This window comes from Flavobacterium sp. RHBU_3, from assembly GCF_046613565.1.
Classification (GTDB): domain Bacteria; phylum Bacteroidota; class Bacteroidia; order Flavobacteriales; family Flavobacteriaceae; genus Flavobacterium.
Map to the genome: position 1 here is coordinate 253,549 of NZ_JBKJHC010000005.1, position 17,291 is coordinate 270,839.

The window sequence follows — 17,291 nt, forward strand, 5'->3', positions numbered from 1 at the left end:
TTGATGAAAACTCTTTTTCGCCTAAACTTATCAACACCCGGCAGCCACCAGTAAAATGTTTCCTTACTTTGCAGTTTTACGGAAAACAGTACGAATGAATTTTCAAAACAGCGCTATACTATCCTTGGGCAGCAACATGGGGCACCGCCTGCAAAACCTGCAACAAGCTATAGATTATATACATACACATGTGGCTACAGTGGTTACGGTTTCTGGTATTTACGAAACCCCGGCGCTGGGCTTTGAGGGCGATGCTTTTTATAACTGCGCCATAGTAGTGCATACCTCTAAAACCGCATTACAATTGCTGGTTGGCGTACGTGCTGCCGAGCAGGAGGGAGGCCGTATGCGCAGTGCTACCGGTGAGTATATTTCGCGCACCATTGATGTAGATATTATAGTGTTTAATGATGAGGTAATAGATGAGGTGCAACTTCAGGTGCCGCATCCGCGGCTACAGGATCGTAACTTTGTACTGTACCCGTTGCGCGATGTAGCCCCACACTGGGTACATCCCATTTTTAAAAAAGATGTAAGCAAACTTATAGCGTCAACTACCGATAATAGCGATTGCCAATGGGTCATGAAACTGCCTGCGCCGCTAAAATCTTATAACCCCGAACGGTTTAATTACATAGCCATAGAGGGAAACATAGGCGCCGGTAAAACATCATTGGCTAGTAAAATGAGTGAGGATTTCAATGGTAAGCTGGTGCTTGAGCGCTTTGCCGATAACCCGTTCCTGCCGTTGTTTTATGACGACCAGTCGCGCTATGCGTTTTCACTCGAAATGTCGTTCCTGGCCGACCGCTACCAACAAATAACCGACGACCTTTCTCAATTCAATCTGTTTAGCGATTTTGTAGTAGCCGACTACCATATTTTTAAGTCGCTTATCTTCTCAAAAGTCACGTTGAGTGAGGACGAATACCGCCTGTACCGTCGCCTGTTTGATATTATGTATAAAGAACTGCCCAAACCGGGGCTGTATGTGTACTTGTATCAAAATACACCGCGACTGTTGCAGCACATACGCAAACGCGGGCGCGACTACGAGCAGGACATCAGCGCCGATTACCTTGAAAGTATTAACCGCGGTTACCTGGATTATATAAAATCAGTACAGGGATTAAACGTTTTGGTTATCGATGTTACCGACCGTGACTTTATAAACAACCAGGAAGATTACCTGTGGATATTAGACCAGATAAATAAGACCAAATAACACCCCATTGGATAAAAATTTAGGCATCCTCATCCGGTTTGGGTGGGGATTTTTTATGTGGTTGTGTGGGTTTTTGTTTTTGTAATGCATTGACGGTCAATGGTATTTTGGTCTTAATTTTTTGTTAAATTGATTAGTTGTCCGTGGGAGTGAGTAAGGTAATTCTTTAATTTTAAGATACAAAAACCGCTTCCATCATGAAAATGAAACTCTTACTCTTTGTTTTCGCTATTCCCCTGCTATGTATGTCTCAAACAGCACGTGTAGATTCCCTTGCGGTGCGGGTGCTCGACAGGATGTCTGATATAATAGGCGAACTGAATTCCTGTAGTTTTAACCTGGCGGTAAGCTACGATGCCACCGGCGAATACGGTTTGGAAAAACGTTTTGTAAACCACGAAGTGATTTTTAAAGGCCCCGACAAAATGCTGGTGCAAACCAAAGGTACAGATTCGCACAAAGGGTATTGGTACAATGGTAAGCACTTGGTGTATTATTCGTACAAGGAAAATAATTTCTCCATAATAGCATCAGAAGGAGGGATTATGCAAACCATAGACAGTATTAATGCCGAATACGACATTGATTTCCCTGCTGCCGATTTCTTTTATCCGGGATTTACAGATGACCTGCTGGCGGAGTTTGGTACTGTTGTACTGTTGGAAAATGAAACCATAAACGGCAAAGATTACCTGCACATACTGGCCGATAACAGTAAGCTGAATTTTCAGGTATGGGTGTCTAATGATGCGCTTACGCTACCCCAAAAGTTTTTAATTACCTACAAAGACCAGAAAGGAACCCCACAGTACTTTGCGGAATTTTCAAACTGGAAGATAAACGGTGATTTCCCCGATGTGCTGTTTGATTTTGTGCCGCCTTCGGGAGCGCGAAAAATACAGATGCTATCTAAAAAATCGCAGTAACCCTAAAACCACCACATTATGAATACGCAAATAAAAACCTATATAAAATCACTTTTTCTGGTATTATGCATGCTGCTGTTTTCTCATACCGTAGAGGCACAGCGTATGGGGCACGGCGCTTCGCGTGGGACATCAAGGGCATCAAGACCGTCAGCTCCCAGAGGCGGTGGAGGAGGCGGTGGCAGGTCCAGGCAAAATGTTCAGCGCCCATCCCAAAACAACAATTCGCATGGCACTATAAACGGTGGTAGCCACAGGTCGCCTTCAAGGCAGCCGGGAGGTAACGGCCCGGGTTCGTCCGGACATGCAAACCAGGGCGGCGGCAGGCCAGATAATAACGGAAACCATGGGGGTGGCAGGCCGAACAATAGGCCGAACAATAATAACCACAATAACAATGTGAACATTAATATAAACAACAACCACAATCATTATAATACCAGGCCGCGTCCGCCCATGCACCATTATTCAAGGCCACCGTACAGGTATGGCGGATGGGGGTACTATAGTTTCAGGCCGTATTATTACCATCCGTTCAGGCCGTTCTATTGGGGGCCGGTATGGCATCCGTGGGGCTTTTTTGTAGCATCGCTGGCCACTACAGCCATTATTATTTCTATAGAAAACCAACAGTACCACTACGACCAGGGAGTGTATTACATAGAAAGTAACGGCGGATACACAGTCGTACAGGCGCCTGTGGGGGCTACCATTAAGGTATTGCCCGAAGGCAGCCAAACAGTGGTGGTAAACGAAACCACAAACAACTACTACTATGGGGGTACCTATTACGAAAAAGGTTCAGGCGGTTATACGGTAGTGCCTCCTACAGCGGGAACCGTAGTAGAGAACCTGCCTGAAGGAGCCGAAGAAGTTAGGGTAGGTGAGCAAACCTATGTGAAATATGGTGACACCTACTACCAACCCATACAGGTAGACGGCAAAAATATGTACGAAGTAGTAGAGGCTAAAGAAGAAAAATAAAAGTCTTGCTGATTATAAAAACAAAGTCCCGGGTTTGTACATCCGGGACTTTGTTTTGTATACGAATTGCAAAAATCAGTTTTGTACCATTTTTTTGATGATACTGCTTCCGTTACTGCTTACTTTCACTAAGTATATTCCGGTGGCAGAGGTATTAAGGCTTATTTTGTTGCCATTTCGTGTAAAATCTACTGCGCGACCCAGCACATCATAAACGGCTACGGTATATCCTTCGGGCGCATTGACAATGCTAAAACTACCCGAAAAAGGGTTAGGGTACACACTTACTTTTTCCGGGTTGATTTCGTTTGTGTTCAGGCTGCTGTCGCTGTCTATAAGATACGTCCATACATCGTTAAATACCGGGGTGGTGCCATTCATGGGTGTGTATGGGTCGGCTACTATGCATCCGTGAAAATTTGTAGGGTCGTTATCAGGGGTAGCCTGGGTATACAGCATGTGTGTATTACCGTAGGGTGGACTCGCATTGTCTGCCAGCGTAAGTGAACCAAAGGCATCCATACCGTAGTTGTTCCAGGTAACCTGTTCTACAGCAAAGTTTACCATTTGGTCTTCCTCGTGGATAAATCCGTAATACTTATTAGAAGGTGTGGGTCCATCCCAGGTAATCCAGTCGGCGGTGCGTACCAGTGGCGTTATCCAGTCGGCGGCGGCAAACATTACTACGCGGTCCACTTCATACAGCTTCGATATAATACCTGCATGCCCACCTCCCTGCGAATGCCCGCTAACAATAATTTTATTCCACTGTATGCTGTCGCCATCCATGTATTGATCCCAACTCTCCGAAGGATAATTAGCGGCAAGGTATTGCAGCAGCTTTTGGGTACGGCGTTTTATGCAGTTGTTTTCGTCAACCGTAATATCGGGGTGACGGTCTGTGCCGTCAAACACCTCCAGGCGGGCGCGGCTGTGGCAGGTGGTATCACTTACCGATGCACACAGGTCGTTAATGGCAATATCATTAGGGTACATAAGTCCTATGGCGTGGTAACCCAGGTTGGCCGCAAGCTTTAGTATTTGGCTATACCCATACGGCACGCCACCCGTACCCGGAAAAAACAGGAACAGCTTATCCTTTTGCGCCACATTAGGGTTGGTGTACACAAAGTGGTAATTGTTTGGCGTACCACTAAGCGGATCGGCGGTATTCGGGGCAATGATATGTTCGGTTTGGGCAAGGGCAGGGCACAACATGCCCATAAGCGCCAGCAGGGTAACAATACGTTTCATAACAAAAAGCAGGTTTTAGCCACGGTTTGCGGTAAATATAGCCAAAACCTATAATACTGTTGTACCGTTCATAGGGAGATTTGTCAGGTTGAGTTTTATGCGCTTACTCATTCCCCTCCTGTGAAGTCCCGATAGTTATCGGGGAGTAGGGCGGGGTGGGTTTTATGGAATACCCCGGGCGTTGCCCGAGGTTAGTATGTGCAACCCTTTCAGGGTCGGTGGGCTGCTTATGTGTTGCGTTTTTCAGGCTCCGTCCTTGCGAGCGGAGGAACGGAGCGCGGCAATCTTATTTTAGGTGTTAAAATCCTTCATTTCGAAATAACAACTTTCGCAAACGAGTTTAATCTTTGCAAATTCCATAGCTTTTTCATTCCAGCCGTCGTCCTCAAGTCGTATCGTTTCGCAATCATCGCACCATGCCTGAAAATCGTCATCTTCATAGAGTTCCATTCCCGGTTCGGTTTCAAAGGCTTCATGAAAACCTGTTCTTTGGGTCTTGTTTAAGTGTTGGCACACAAATGCCATTCTTCTTAAGCCATGTGTATTACATTGAATGAGCTCAGTTGCATTTTCCTTCATTTCTAAGGCTTCTGCCTCAGATAGTTCATTGATGAAAATAAGATAATGCAGCAGCCCACCCGACGACACTCTGTAAGTCCCTATAGGTTTAATTATCTTTTGAGTAAAGGCCAGCATTTCCCATCCGTCTATTTCATCAGCTTCCCATGAGGCAGTTATAAGTTTTTCGTATGCTGCTTTTTCTCCAAACTCTTTAATCTGTTCCGATGCTGTTTTTACATTAGGGTATGTAGTCTTGTTTGCCCAGCTCCACATCCAGGTTCCTGCTGTTGGAGAATAGGTTCCAATACTCTGAAATGCAAAATATTTCTTTATGTTATCACCCGGTTTGTCAGAAAACATAAATACACCCGATGGCTGGTCGAAATCCCAACGCGCATAACTATTAATTTCATGTTTGGCTAAAAAAAGCTCTTGGTTTTCATGGAGAGCGTTATATCCTTCTTTAGAAAAAGATTCAAATGTTTGCGACATACATATTGGTTTGTTGGTCAAAAATAGTGAAATCTCTTTGGTTTTATCCCCTCCCCAAAATTCCTTACCTTGCAACCGTTAAAAACAAACCTAATAATGAAACTACTACGCTTACTGGTACTGTTTATTACAGTGCCTGCCATTGCACAGCAGGGCGGTATGTGGATACCCTCACTGCTTAGCGGCCTTAACGAAAAGGAGATGAAACACCTGGGCATGAAAATGTCGGTTAAGGATATTTACGATGTTAACCACAGCAGCCTTAAAGATGCTGTACCTCAGTTTGACGGCGGCTGTACTGCCGAAATGATTTCAGACCAGGGATTGCTGCTTACTAACCACCACTGCGGTTTTGATAACATACAAAGCCACAGTACCCTGGAGCACGATTACCTGACCAACGGTTTCTGGGCCATGAGCCTTGCCGAAGAACTGCCTAACCCGGGTGTTACCGTAATGTTTATTGTTAGCATAGACGATGTAACTACAAAGGTGCTTGAAGGTACCCAGGGGCTTGACGAAAAAGCACGCCAACAAAAAATACAGGAAAACATAAGTAGCCTTACCAAGTCGCTGCCAAAAGAAGCGTGGCAGGAAAACAGCATCCGTACGTTTTACGAAGGCAACCAGTACATCCGTTTTGTAACCGAAACGTTTAAGGATGTACGCCTTGTAGGTGCGCCGCCATCGAGCATTGGTAAGTTTGGTAGTGATACCGATAACTGGGTGTGGCCACGCCATACGGGCGACTTTAGTATGTTCCGTATCTACGCCGATAAGAACAACCGCCCGGCAGAATACAGCAAAGACAACGTGCCGTACAAACCGAAGCACTTTTTCCCGGTTAACATAGGTGGGGTGAAAGAGAACGACTTTACTATGGTATTTGGTTACCCGGGTCGTACTACAGAGTATCTTCCGGCTGTAGCCGTAGAGCAAATAATGAACGTACTGGATCCTGCCAAAATTGAAGTGCGCGATGCTGCCCTTAAAGTTGAGGACGGCTTTATGCGCAAAGACCAGCAGATAAAAATACAGTATGCCGCTAAATATGCCGGTATAGCCAACTATTGGAAGAAATGGATAGGCGAGGTGCAGGGGCTTAAAAAGAGCGATGCCGTAGCTGTAAAGCGCGAATACGAAAAGAAATTTACCCAGTGGGTAAACACCGCGGGCAGGCAAGCCGAGTACGGTAACCTGCTTCCTGAGTTTGAAAAGAACTACAAAGCCATAGAGCAGTATTCATTGGCTCGTGATTACTTTGTTGAGGTAGCCCTGCGCAACACGGAGCTGCTTACCACAGGGTACAAGCTGTATCAGTTAGAGCAAATTTTTAATGCTAAAGGCGCACAGGCGTTTAACGACCGTAAAGCCAACGCGCTAAAAGGTTTTGAGGCTACCTTTAAAGACTACAGCAAGGTGGTAGATGAAAAAGTATTTGAACAGCTTATGGCGCTGTACTTAACCAAATCGCCTAAGCAGTTTTTACCGGAATCATTAGCTAATGCTAATGTGACCCAGCTTACCGCTGAGGTGTACGGTAAAAGTAAACTGACAAGTTACGAAGGTGTTCAGCAACTGTTAGAGAGCGACCCTGCTGCAATTATTGAAAAACTGAATGCCGATAAAGGCTATCAGGTTATTAAGGCAATGGCTTTGGCATACTATGATAAGGTAATGCCGAAGTACGATGAAATTAACCTGAAAATTACCGCGCTGCAACGTACCTACATGAAAGCCATACTGGAACTTAGCCCGAAAGATGCGCGCATTTTCCCGGATGCTAACAGCACGCTGCGTGTTACGTATGGTAAGGTAAAAGGATACGAACCCCGCGATGCGGTGTACTATGAGCCTACAACCTACCTGGATGGTGTGATTGAAAAATACGTGCCGGGCGATTATGAGTTTGATGTGCCGCAAAAGCTTATCGACCTGTACAATAAAAAAGACTACGGCCAGTATGGCGAAAATGGTAAAATGCCGGTATGCTTTATTGCTACAAACCATACTACAGGCGGTAACAGCGGCAGCCCTGCCATAGATGCTAAGGGTAACCTTATAGGGCTTAACTTCGACCGTGTGTGGGAAGGCACCATGAGCGATATTTATTACGACCCTGAAATTTGCCGAAACATAATGGTAGACATGCGTTATGTGCTGTTTATTATAGACAAGTTTGCCGGCGCAGGCCACCTGGTAAAAGAGATGAAACTGGTAAAATAATCCTGTTATGAAGAGGGGCTAAACGGACTTGTTTTGCAAAATATTATGCATGCAGATATGAATAATCCTTTAATGATAATGTTAAAATTGGGTTCTAAGCTAATAATATATTGAATTTCAAGAGCGAAAAGCCTAAAAAAAATTGTTGCGGAATTATTTTGCAGTATTAAAAAATTTATATCTTTGCTCCGAATTAATAATTAACCTTTATAATTTAGTAAGATGAAAAAAGTTGTTTTAAGCCTGGCTCTAGTTGCTGTACTAGGTCTTTCTTTCACTTCATGCAAGAAATCAGAAGGTGAAGCTACAGAAGGTACTGATACTGTTGCTGTAGACACTACTGCTGCTCCAGAAGCTCCAGCTGTTGATACTGCTGCTGCTGATACTACAGCTGCTGATACTGCTGCTGCTGCTACTCCAGCTGCTGAAGCTCCAGCTGCTCACTAAGAGTCAGATAACAGAAAGCATTAGAAAGCCACGCATTGCGTGGCTTTTCTTTTTTGTAAAACAATGCCCGGCCTTTTTTAAGTGCCGGGCATCTGTAAATATAAAACCAACCTAAAATTCTGTTAACTCACAATAAACAGGCTTGCTATGCTTGTGGCGGTTTCACCGGTCATTGGTTCATCAAATGATTCGGTATACGACCCCGAACCAAAAGCAGGATTGCCTGCTGTAGCGGTATACATGGTAATGTTTACCCCACCATGTGTAGTATTCTCTTCGCCGTCATAAACTCCCTGGGTTTGTTCGGGCATGCCTGCGCCACGGGTGTTGCCGGTTATCCAGCCTTTAAGTCCGCGCAGCCTGCGTATTTGCGATGCATGGCGCGCTTCTACGCTGTGTATTTGCAGTGCGGCAGTAAGTAAGTCGCCGTTACCCATTAGGTTGCCTGCCTGGCCTTTGTAGGCACGTACTCCTGTGTCTTCAAATGCCTGTGATAGCGCCAGGAAGGTTTCGTAATTGCTGAATGTGTCAAAAGCCCCGCCTACAGTAAAATCGAATGTAGGTTTAGCCGGTGCATTAGCGCCCAGGGCACTCATCAGGAAATTTACGTGTGCAGCTTCGTGCTGGCTTATCTGTGCTATGATAGCCTGGTCTGCTGCCGGAATAAGCCCTGCTGTATCCAGCGCTGTGGCATAAAACTCATCTTCCAGGTATTCCAGTATTAGTGCCAGTTGCAGTGCACTTGTGGCACTGTCTGCTGATGTGGTTGCATACGCGCTGTTTGCGGCATTCGCCTTTTGGCTGAATAAAGCAGCCATACCCAGTGGTAATGCGGCCATAGCGGCATTGGCTCCTACTTTTCCAAATTGGTTAAAGCTGTCGCGGCGATTGCTTTTTTCGTTAAGGTTTTTTATAAAGCCTTCGTTTGTAAATGATTCTATAAGTTTTAAAATATTCATGACGGTTCGTGTTAGAGGTTAATGATTATGGAAGGTAATTGGCAGAAAAAGCAGTTTGTATAAAATTCAGCGAGGCTACCACCGGAATTATTGCGCTGGGTTTTTCGGCTCCATCCAGTCCGTTTGTATCCACCACGTCGTTCCCTGCAAAGCTTGCCGTGCCCGGGCTTATAAGGCTGCGTATGGCGCTGGCGTGGCGCGCCTCTATAGATACTATTTTTCCGGCAATAACCAGGTAGTCGGCATTGGTAATATATTGCCCTGCGCCGTTATACGCTTTTACACCGGTATCTTCCAGTGCCTGTGCGGTAGCAAGTACACTGTTCCTGTTGTTAAAGTTTACAGATCCGTAAGAGAATTCCAGGTCGGGCAGCAGCGTACCCGAAGTACCTTGCAATGCGGCGGTAATGGCTGTTTTAAAAAATTCCCTATGCAGTACCTCGTGTGCGTACAGGTCGGCAAGTACTTGTTGTTCTTCGCTGTTGAATGTTGAGCCGAAGGTATTGCTGTTTACCACCCGGGTATAAAAATCGGCTTCCAGCTGCTCCAGTGCATAGGCATAGGTAAGTATACCTGCGTCGCCTCCACCCAGATCGAAAACGCCATTTCTTACTCCCGGTAGCTGGCTGTCGGTGTTGTTATTGTCGTCATCGTTGTTGCAGCCGGCAAGCAGTAAGCCTGTACCTGCAATAGCCAACCCGGATATTTTTAAGAAACTCCTGCGGCTTGCCATGTTTGCGGCGGGGGCGGTAACAACTTCGGTTACGGTAACTTTTTTACTTTTCATAATGAATAAATTAAGCGGTTAATATGTAAGGCAAGCATTGCCTGCCTGCTGTGGTTACTGTTACATACGCCGCTTATATGATTGTGGTTTTGTCCGTGAAGGGTGTTTCGGGGTTTTTTAACAAATATTTACCATTTAATGGTCGTTGTAAAATTCAGGAGGATTTTATTGCGGTTTTTTGCAAAATAATGCGATTTCTTGCAAAATGCGTTTTGTTGTAAGAATGGTGAAATTTTTATTAAGTTTTTAACGTTTTGAAATAAGAAAACGTTATATATTTATGAAAAATTCTTGCTAATGGCGCTTAAAGGGAATAATAGCTATTAGATTGCCGTTGCAATGTTTACGTTTTCGTAAAGTTGGTTGCAAGATTTTCGTAAAATTTTCGTTACTTTTACAATGTAAAAACATATCCTCCCGTGTATGAGACCAAAAGCGACCTTAAAACAAATTGCAAAAGAACTCGGTGTATCGGTATCTACGGTGTCGAAAGCCCTGAGCAACAGCCCCGAAATCAGCGAGCCAACGAAAATAAAGGTTCAGGAATTTGCCAAGCTTAAAAATTATAAGCCAAACAACATTGCCGTAAACCTTAAAAGCAAACGCTCTAAAACCATAGGTGTTATTATCCCTAATATTCTTAATCCTTTCTTTGCTAAGGTTTTTAGCGGTATAGAAAAAGAGGCTAACGAGCGCGGGTATAATGTAATTACCTGTATCAGTAACGAGTCGCTTAAAAAGGAAATTGCTGCTATGGACATGCTTAGTAATGGTACCATAGACGGTTTTATCCTTTCTATAGCCGATGAAACCCAAAAAGAGCACGAGTTTAAGCACTTTAAGGAAGCTATAGCCGATGATATTCCTATTGTAATGTTTGACAGGATATCTGACGATGTAAACTGTGATAAGGTTATTGTAGACGACTTTGATTCGGCAGTAAATGCGGTAAATCATATGATAAAGAAAGGAAGTAAGAGGATAGCCTTGCTTTCTAACCTTGATAATACAAGTGTGGGTAAGCTTAGAGCCGAAGGTTACTTACAGGCACTTAAAGACAACGGACTCCCGATAGACGAAAGCCTGATACTACGATGCGAAAGCAACGAAGAATTTGACGAGAAATTCCCTGATTTCTTCGATATCAAAGGTAAAAAGATTGACGGTGTGTTTGCGGTAGAGGAACACGCTTCAGTGGCTGGACACAAGGGTACGCTTAAATTAGGTGCAAAGATACCTGAGGAAGTACAGCTTGTAGGCTTTGCTGATGGTGTGTGGTCGCGCAGGCTTACACCAAGCCTTAGTACAGTGAGCCAGCACGGTCCCGAAATTGGAGAGGCAGCGGCTGACATCCTTATAAACAGGCTTGAAAGTAAAGAGGGAGAAGCTCCGGATTACCAAACTACGGTAATTAAAACAGAATTACGCCAAAGGGAATCTACCAGGAAATAATGCCGGTTTGTCCTTTATAAAAAATAGTAAATGGCTGCTCTTTCGGGCAGCCATTAGTTTTTTGTATACTCTTACTATTATTTTTTGTTGAAATACGTAGCCGAGCCGTTTTGCTCCAGGGTAAAGCCTTTCGGGTCGAAAATCATCTTTACTCCCGAGCCTTCGTGTATGAACTCGGTTTCGCTAAGCGGGGTAATATAAAAGGTTCCCTGCTCGTCGGCATGTACCCTTAGCTGGCCTTTTACCAGCGCAACGTTTATTACAAACGGCAGGCTTGCATTGGTGTAATCACCTTCAAATTTTTTCAGGGTATTCTCGTCAAGCGCTACAGCATCAAATGTAGGGAAACGATAAGGCAGCTTGTAGTAACAACTCAGGATGCCTATCATGGTGTCGTTAAAATTACAGTCTATCCCGTTAGTTATAAGAGATACGGCAAGCTCTTCCTTAGGATAATAACCTACTACCGACTCAAATGCTTCTATGCCGCCGTTGTGTCCGTAAAACTTACGCTCCCCAAACGGGAAGTTGAACACACCTTTACCGTAACTGAAATCCATGGTGGTCATGTGTGCCAACGATTCGGGGTTAATGATTTTCCCCGCCCACAATGCGGTAATAAATTTAGTTAAATCTTCCGGGGTGCTCTGTAGGGCTCCTGCTGCTCCCGCTACAGTTTCGTGCCACTCCTCCTGTTTTACCCAGGTGTCGCCTTCTTTTTTATATGAATACGCCTCGTTTTTCTTAGAATCTATCTTCCCGTAATATTTGGTGTTTTTCAGCCCAACTTTATTTATAATACGGCTGGTAACATTATCCTTATAGCTTTTGTGGGTAATATCCTGAATAATAAAACCCAATAACAGGTAGTTGCTGTTACTGTATTCGGCTTTGGTGCCGGGTTCAAAAACTGCGTCATATTTATACAGTTGTTCCAGCATATCGCGTCGCAGCTGTTGTGTGGTAAGCTTCGGGGTAAAGGTGCTGTCGTTAGTGTAATTATAAATACCACTGCTGTGGTTCAGCATGTTTGCAATGGTAATTTTATCGGCATTTTTTATCTTCGGGAAAAACGTGCTGAGCTTGGTGTCCGGTTTTAGTTTTTTCTCCTGAATAAGCTGAAAAACCACACTGGCGGTAAACATCTTGGTAATGCTCCCTATCTTGTATTTGGTTTGTGTAGTGGCTTTAACTTTACTGCCTATGTCCGCAAAACCATACGCCTTGCTGAAAACCACCTTGTCTTTTTCGCGTAGTGTAAGGCTACCCATAAACTTACCGTTCTGGTACAGGTAGGTCATCAGGCTGTCTATCTTCCTGAACTTAGCTTCCCCGCCTTGGGCGAATACAGAAAAGCTTATTATGCTGAAAAGTAGCGTAAATGTTTTTTTCATAGTTGTTTGCATATACTATATAACTGCTAAATTAAAAACATATTATTATTTTTGAAGTAAACAACCAGAAATATGGCAACCGTAAACCTTCTTAACAATCTTCATATCGATAATCTTACATATGAGAATGATCATCTTGGTCTCATTAAAAAAGGAAATATAATATCTTCATTTTTAAAAGAGAATAAAAATCAGTTTGGAGAAATAAAAATGTTTGCCCTTTATGGGGAATGGGGAAGTGGCAAAAGTACTCTAATGAAATATATTGAAAAAAAGATGGGATCTGATTTTAATACATGTTTTTTTGAGGCATGGAAATATGAAAAAGATAGTAATCTCATTCTTTCATTATTCGAAGAGATAAATACTAAAAACGAGAAAGGTAAATTCTTTACAAAAGGCAGGAAATTTCTTGTGAAATTTTTTACAGGTTTAGCGAAGGCTTTGAAGTTTGAGCTTAGCTCGCCTGAAATTAAAATTGGCGACTTTATAAAAACAGGTGGAGCAAAAATTGAATTTGATAGTGAGAAAATAGTAGAAAATATATTAAATTCTGATCTGTCATTTCGAGAGGCTTTGAAAGAATTTCAAGAGGATTTTATAGAGATGGAAAATGAACTTTTGAAAGTTTCAAAGAAGAAATTTAATATTGTTTTAATAGATGACCTTGATCGTTGCGAGCCTAACCAAATACTTAATTTGCTTTCTGCGGTCAAATTATTTTTTACATATGGAAAAAAAACTGTTTTCTTTTGCGGGATTGATAAAAAGGCGGTTGAAGAAGCGGTACGGACAAAGTATGGTGAGGTCGTAAAATCAAATGAATATTTAGAAAAGATTTTTGACATATCGTTCACGATGCCTATTAACAACAATATACTTCCATTAATAACTAACTGTTTTGGAGAAAAAAAATACGATTTTGGAGAAATCTATAAAAATAAAGAGGATAAAAAGAAGTTACAGGTTGATTATAGAATTAATGATTTTTTGAGTTCGTTAAATTTTACTAATCCTAGAAAAGTAAAAAAAGTTCTTAATAAATACATGATATTTGTCTCAATACTAGTGCAATCTAATAGCAAATTAAATATTCATTATAAGGATAAAAAAGAGACAGCAGGTTATTTTAAACTATTCTCGTTTTATATTTAATTATATTATATGAGTTTTATCCTAATCTATTCAATGACTTTTTGAACTTTGGTAAAAAAAAGTTAATGTTCACTAATGAACATAGGAAAAATATAGAAGAACAACAAAAGGTCCAAGATAAAAAACCTTCTTATGCATTCGAAACGGAAAAGTATGACATGTCAAAAATTAATTTTGACAAAATACACCAACTGTGGGCTCAAGATATTGATAGGCAACTCAATATTGAGCCCGAGGTTGCAATGGTGTTAGTTACTCTATGTCCGTCAAGTACTGATAGAATTGTTGATAATATTTATGATTATTCTATAATAAAAGGGAAAGAATTCATGGGTACATCTATTGACCATTTGTTTTTTAACTACATTTCATCGGGAACAGATTATAATTATGACTTTATAAAATCAATTTTACTCATAAAGAGTCCCTCGAGTATAAATATAAAATCTATAAAGGATGCGATTAATTTAAATTTGTAATAATATCTTAATGCGCTTCCAGCCAGTTTACGCCTTCACCTATTTCCACTTCCAGCGGTACTGCAAGGGTAAAAGCATGTTCCATTTCATGCTTTATCATGGGCTTTATGCGTTCCAGTTCTTCTTTATAAACGTCAAAAACAAGTTCGTCGTGTACCTGTAGCAACATTTTGCTTTTCCAGCCTTCATTCACCAGTCGTTTCTGTATGTTAATCATGGCTATTTTAATAATGTCGGCAGCGCTGCCCTGTATAGGTGCGTTCACGGCATTTCGTTCCGCGGCACCGCGTACCACGGCGTTAGCGGAGTTAATGTCCTTAAGGTAACGCCTGCGTCCAAGTACGGTGGTTACATAACCGTTTTCGCGTGCCGATTCTATCTGCTCGCTCATGTACTGCTTCAGGCGCGGGTAGGTTTTGTAGTAGGCTTCAATAAGGTCTTTACTTTCGCTGCGGCTCAGGGAAGTCTGGTTACTAAGCCCGAATGCCGACACACCATAAATAATACCGAAGTTTACCGTTTTGGCATGGCTACGCTGCTCGCGGGTTACTTCTTCAAGAGTAGTATTAAACACTTTTGCCGCGGTACTGGCATGGATATCCTCCCTGTTCTGGAACGAACGTATCATTTCAGGGTCTTCGCTCAGTGCTGCAATAATGCGCAGTTCTATCTGCGAGTAGTCGGCGCTAACTAAAACATAGTTTTCATCGCGTGCCACAAATGCCTTGCGTATCTGCCTGCCGCGCTCGGTACGGATAGGTATGTTTTGTAGGTTCGGGTTGTTGCTGCTCAGTCGGCCTGTAGCGGCTACCGTTTGCATATAATCGGTGTGCACGCGGCCGGTTTTGGTTTCTACCTGCCCCGGAAGCGCATCTACATAGGTGTTTTGCAGTTTTACTACCTGGCGCCAGTCCAGTATATCCTGAATAATGGGGTGTTCGTTAGTAAGGTACGACAGTACTTCTTCACCGGTAGCATACTGCCCGGTCTTGGTTTTCTTTTGTTTACTGCCGCCAATCTTCATTTTGTCAAACAACACTTCGCCCAATTGCTTCGGCGAACCCAGGTTGAACGTTTCCCCGGCGGCTTCGTATATTTTTTGTTCCAATGCCTTGGTGTCGGCGCTCAGTTCTGCCGAAAGCTCCTTAAGGTATGGTACATTAAGGTTGATACCCTCGGTTTCCATAGCGGCCAGTACCGGCATCAACGGAATTTCTATTTCGTCAAAAAGCTTGCGTGTGCCGGTTTCATCCAGCATCGGGGCAAACACTTCTTTCAGTTGCAGGGTTATATCGGCATCCTCTACGGCGTATTCCTTGATTAATTCCAGTGCTACATCGCGCATGCTCTTCTGTCCCTTGCCTTTTTTGCCAATAAGGTTTTCTATAGGCATTGGGGTATATTTCAGGTAGGTTTCGGCCAGTACATCCATGCCGTGGCGCATATCCGGGTTAATCAGGTAATGCGCTATCATGGTATCAAAGAATTTACCCTTTACCGTAATACCGTAGCTCGAAAGAATCTCAAGGTCGTATTTCAGGTTTTGGCCTACTTTTTCTATTTCTTCGGCTTCAAAGAACGGGCGGAATTTATCTACAAGCACTTGTGCTTCGGTTCTGTCTGCCGGAACCGGTACGTAAAAGCCTTTACCTTTCTCCCACGAGAACGACATGCCTACCAACTCAGCGGTAAGTGCATTTACGCCTGTAGTCTCGGTATCAAAACATACGCTCGTTTGCTTAAGCAGGTTACTTATTAAAAAGTTTACGGCTATCCCTTCTGCTACCTGGTAGTGGTGGTCGGTATTTTCAAGCGTGCTGTAAAAAGAACTGTGTCCTGCAGCAGGAGTATCAGCATCATCAAACCCAAACAGGTTGGTTTGGTTTTCGTCTTTTTTGCTGCTTTTTTTAGCCGCTGTTGCGTGGGCATCAGCACTATTAGGGTTTATCTGGTCGTATTCTTCACCGTGTGCAAACAGCTTATGGAATTGGTCGGCCAGGCGGCGGAATTCCAGTTCGTTAAACAGGGCCTCTACTTTTTCGGTATCGGGTTTTGTAAGCTCGTAGTCGTGCTCGTCAAACGTTACGTCGCAGTCGGTAATTATCGTCGCGAGCTTTTTAGACATAATGCCCAGCTCTTTGTTGTTTTCTATGTTTTCACGCATTTTACCTTTCAGCTCGTGGGTATTGGCCAAAAGGTTTTCCATGCTGCCATATTCTTTCAGTAGCTTTTTTGCGGTTTTTTCGCCTACACCCGGCAGTCCCGGAATGTTATCTACAGCATCGCCCATCATGCCCAGGTAGTCAATAACCTGTTCGGTGCGCTCTATCTCAAAACGGTCCAGTACCTGCTGCACACCCCATATTTCTATGTCATTCCCCAGTCGGGATGGGCGGTACATAAAAATGTTTTCGGTTACCAGCTGTGCAAAATCCTTATCGGGCGTTACCATGTACACCTGGTAGTTTTGCTTTTCTGCCTGTTGTGCTATAGTACCTATAAGATCGTCGGCCTCACAACCTGCCAGTTCTATAACCGGTATGTGCATGGCACGAAGTATTTCCTGTATATAAGGCACAGCAATACGAATGGCTTCAGGGGTTTCATCACGATTCGCCTTATACGCCGTAAACATTTCAGAGCGTACTGCACTGCCTCCTTTATCAAAGGCTACGGCAAGGTGGTCCGGGCGTTCGCGCTTTATTACATCAATCAGTGAGTTCATAAAGCCCAGTATGGCACTGGTGTCCATGCCCTTGCTGTTTATCCTTGGGTTTTTTATAAAGGCATAGTAGCCACGAAAGATAAGCGCATAGGCATCAAGCAGGAAAAGTCGTTTTTGCTGTGACATGAGTCCGGTTTTTGTTAGGATGTAAAAATACTGAAACCTGCCTTAATAAAAAAGTGCAGCGCCCCGTTGCTATAAAAGCTGCGGGGCGCTGTATATATA

At 43.3% G+C, this 17,291-nt stretch carries 14 protein-coding genes; 8 read left to right on the forward strand and 6 right to left on the reverse strand.

Going from position 1 to position 17,291, the window contains the following annotated elements; genetic code table 11:
• Positions 1-94: 94 nt before the first annotated feature.
• The 3 genes from folK (at position 95) to ACLI1A_RS09340 (ending at position 3,135) form a co-directional block, all read left to right on the forward strand.
• Entirely contained in the window at positions 95-1,225 is a 1,131-nt protein-coding gene (folK, locus tag ACLI1A_RS09330) for a 2-amino-4-hydroxy-6-hydroxymethyldihydropteridine diphosphokinase (RefSeq protein WP_411408380.1), read from the forward strand.
• Between the two features lie 197 nt (positions 1,226-1,422).
• Positions 1,423-2,151 carry a DUF2092 domain-containing protein gene (locus ACLI1A_RS09335; RefSeq protein ID WP_411408381.1) on the forward strand — a complete coding sequence of 243 codons (729 nt, stop codon included), beginning with the start codon at positions 1,423-1,425 and terminating at the stop codon, positions 2,149-2,151.
• Between the two features lie 18 nt (positions 2,152-2,169).
• Positions 2,170-3,135 (forward strand): DUF6515 family protein, encoded by a 966-nt coding sequence (locus ACLI1A_RS09340; RefSeq protein ID WP_411408382.1) that lies wholly within the window; start codon positions 2,170-2,172, stop codon positions 3,133-3,135.
• Between the two features lie 75 nt (positions 3,136-3,210).
• Here ACLI1A_RS09340 and ACLI1A_RS09345 read toward each other — a convergent pair whose 3' ends face one another.
• Both ACLI1A_RS09345 and ACLI1A_RS09350 read right to left on the reverse strand, forming a co-directional pair.
• The gene (locus tag ACLI1A_RS09345) at positions 3,211-4,389 is read right to left on the reverse strand and encodes a T9SS type A sorting domain-containing protein (protein WP_411408383.1); all 1,179 of its coding nucleotides are present in this window, start codon (positions 4,387-4,389) and stop codon (positions 3,211-3,213) included.
• A 291-nt stretch (positions 4,390-4,680) separates the two neighbouring features.
• Complete coding sequence (locus tag ACLI1A_RS09350) at positions 4,681-5,442, reverse strand: DUF6882 domain-containing protein (protein ID WP_411408384.1); 762 nt, start codon at positions 5,440-5,442, stop codon at positions 4,681-4,683.
• Between the two features lie 96 nt (positions 5,443-5,538).
• Here ACLI1A_RS09350 and ACLI1A_RS09355 point away from each other — a divergent pair, with 96 nt between their 5' ends.
• Positions 5,539-7,668, forward strand: a complete 2,130-nt coding sequence (locus ACLI1A_RS09355; RefSeq protein WP_411408385.1) for a S46 family peptidase — start codon at positions 5,539-5,541, stop codon at positions 7,666-7,668.
• Between the two features lie 222 nt (positions 7,669-7,890).
• A complete protein-coding gene (locus tag ACLI1A_RS09360) occupies positions 7,891-8,115 on the forward strand; it encodes a hypothetical protein (protein WP_411408386.1) in 225 nt (74 codons plus the stop codon).
• A 122-nt stretch (positions 8,116-8,237) separates the two neighbouring features.
• On the opposite strand, the gene ACLI1A_RS09365 is transcribed toward ACLI1A_RS09360, so the two are convergent.
• Both ACLI1A_RS09365 and ACLI1A_RS09370 read right to left on the reverse strand, forming a co-directional pair.
• Positions 8,238-9,074 (reverse strand): ferritin-like domain-containing protein, encoded by an 837-nt coding sequence (locus tag ACLI1A_RS09365; protein WP_411408387.1) that lies wholly within the window; start codon positions 9,072-9,074, stop codon positions 8,238-8,240.
• Between the two features lie 25 nt (positions 9,075-9,099).
• A complete protein-coding gene (locus ACLI1A_RS09370; protein ID WP_411408388.1) occupies positions 9,100-9,861 on the reverse strand; it encodes a ferritin-like domain-containing protein in 762 nt (253 codons plus the stop codon).
• A 423-nt stretch (positions 9,862-10,284) separates the two neighbouring features.
• Between ACLI1A_RS09370 and ACLI1A_RS09375 the strand changes: the two genes are divergently transcribed.
• On the forward strand, positions 10,285-11,313 hold the full coding sequence (locus ACLI1A_RS09375; protein WP_411408389.1) for a LacI family DNA-binding transcriptional regulator: 1,029 nt from the start codon (positions 10,285-10,287) through the stop codon (positions 11,311-11,313).
• 77 nt (positions 11,314-11,390) lie between these two features.
• Here the strand turns inward: ACLI1A_RS09375 and ACLI1A_RS09380 are convergent, their stop codons facing one another.
• Positions 11,391-12,707, reverse strand: a complete 1,317-nt coding sequence (locus tag ACLI1A_RS09380) for a serine hydrolase domain-containing protein (RefSeq protein ID WP_411408390.1) — start codon at positions 12,705-12,707, stop codon at positions 11,391-11,393.
• 72 nt (positions 12,708-12,779) lie between these two features.
• Between ACLI1A_RS09380 and ACLI1A_RS09385 the strand changes: the two genes are divergently transcribed.
• Both ACLI1A_RS09385 and ACLI1A_RS09390 read left to right on the forward strand, forming a co-directional pair.
• Positions 12,780-13,862 (forward strand): P-loop NTPase fold protein, encoded by a 1,083-nt coding sequence (locus tag ACLI1A_RS09385; RefSeq protein ID WP_411408391.1) that lies wholly within the window; start codon positions 12,780-12,782, stop codon positions 13,860-13,862.
• A 65-nt stretch (positions 13,863-13,927) separates the two neighbouring features.
• A complete protein-coding gene (locus ACLI1A_RS09390) occupies positions 13,928-14,341 on the forward strand; it encodes a hypothetical protein (RefSeq protein ID WP_411408392.1) in 414 nt (137 codons plus the stop codon).
• A gap of 7 nt (positions 14,342-14,348) precedes the next feature.
• Here the strand turns inward: ACLI1A_RS09390 and polA are convergent, their stop codons facing one another.
• Complete coding sequence (gene polA / locus ACLI1A_RS09395) at positions 14,349-17,192, reverse strand: DNA polymerase I (RefSeq protein ID WP_411408393.1); 2,844 nt, start codon at positions 17,190-17,192, stop codon at positions 14,349-14,351.
• Positions 17,193-17,291: the final 99 nt, after the last annotated feature.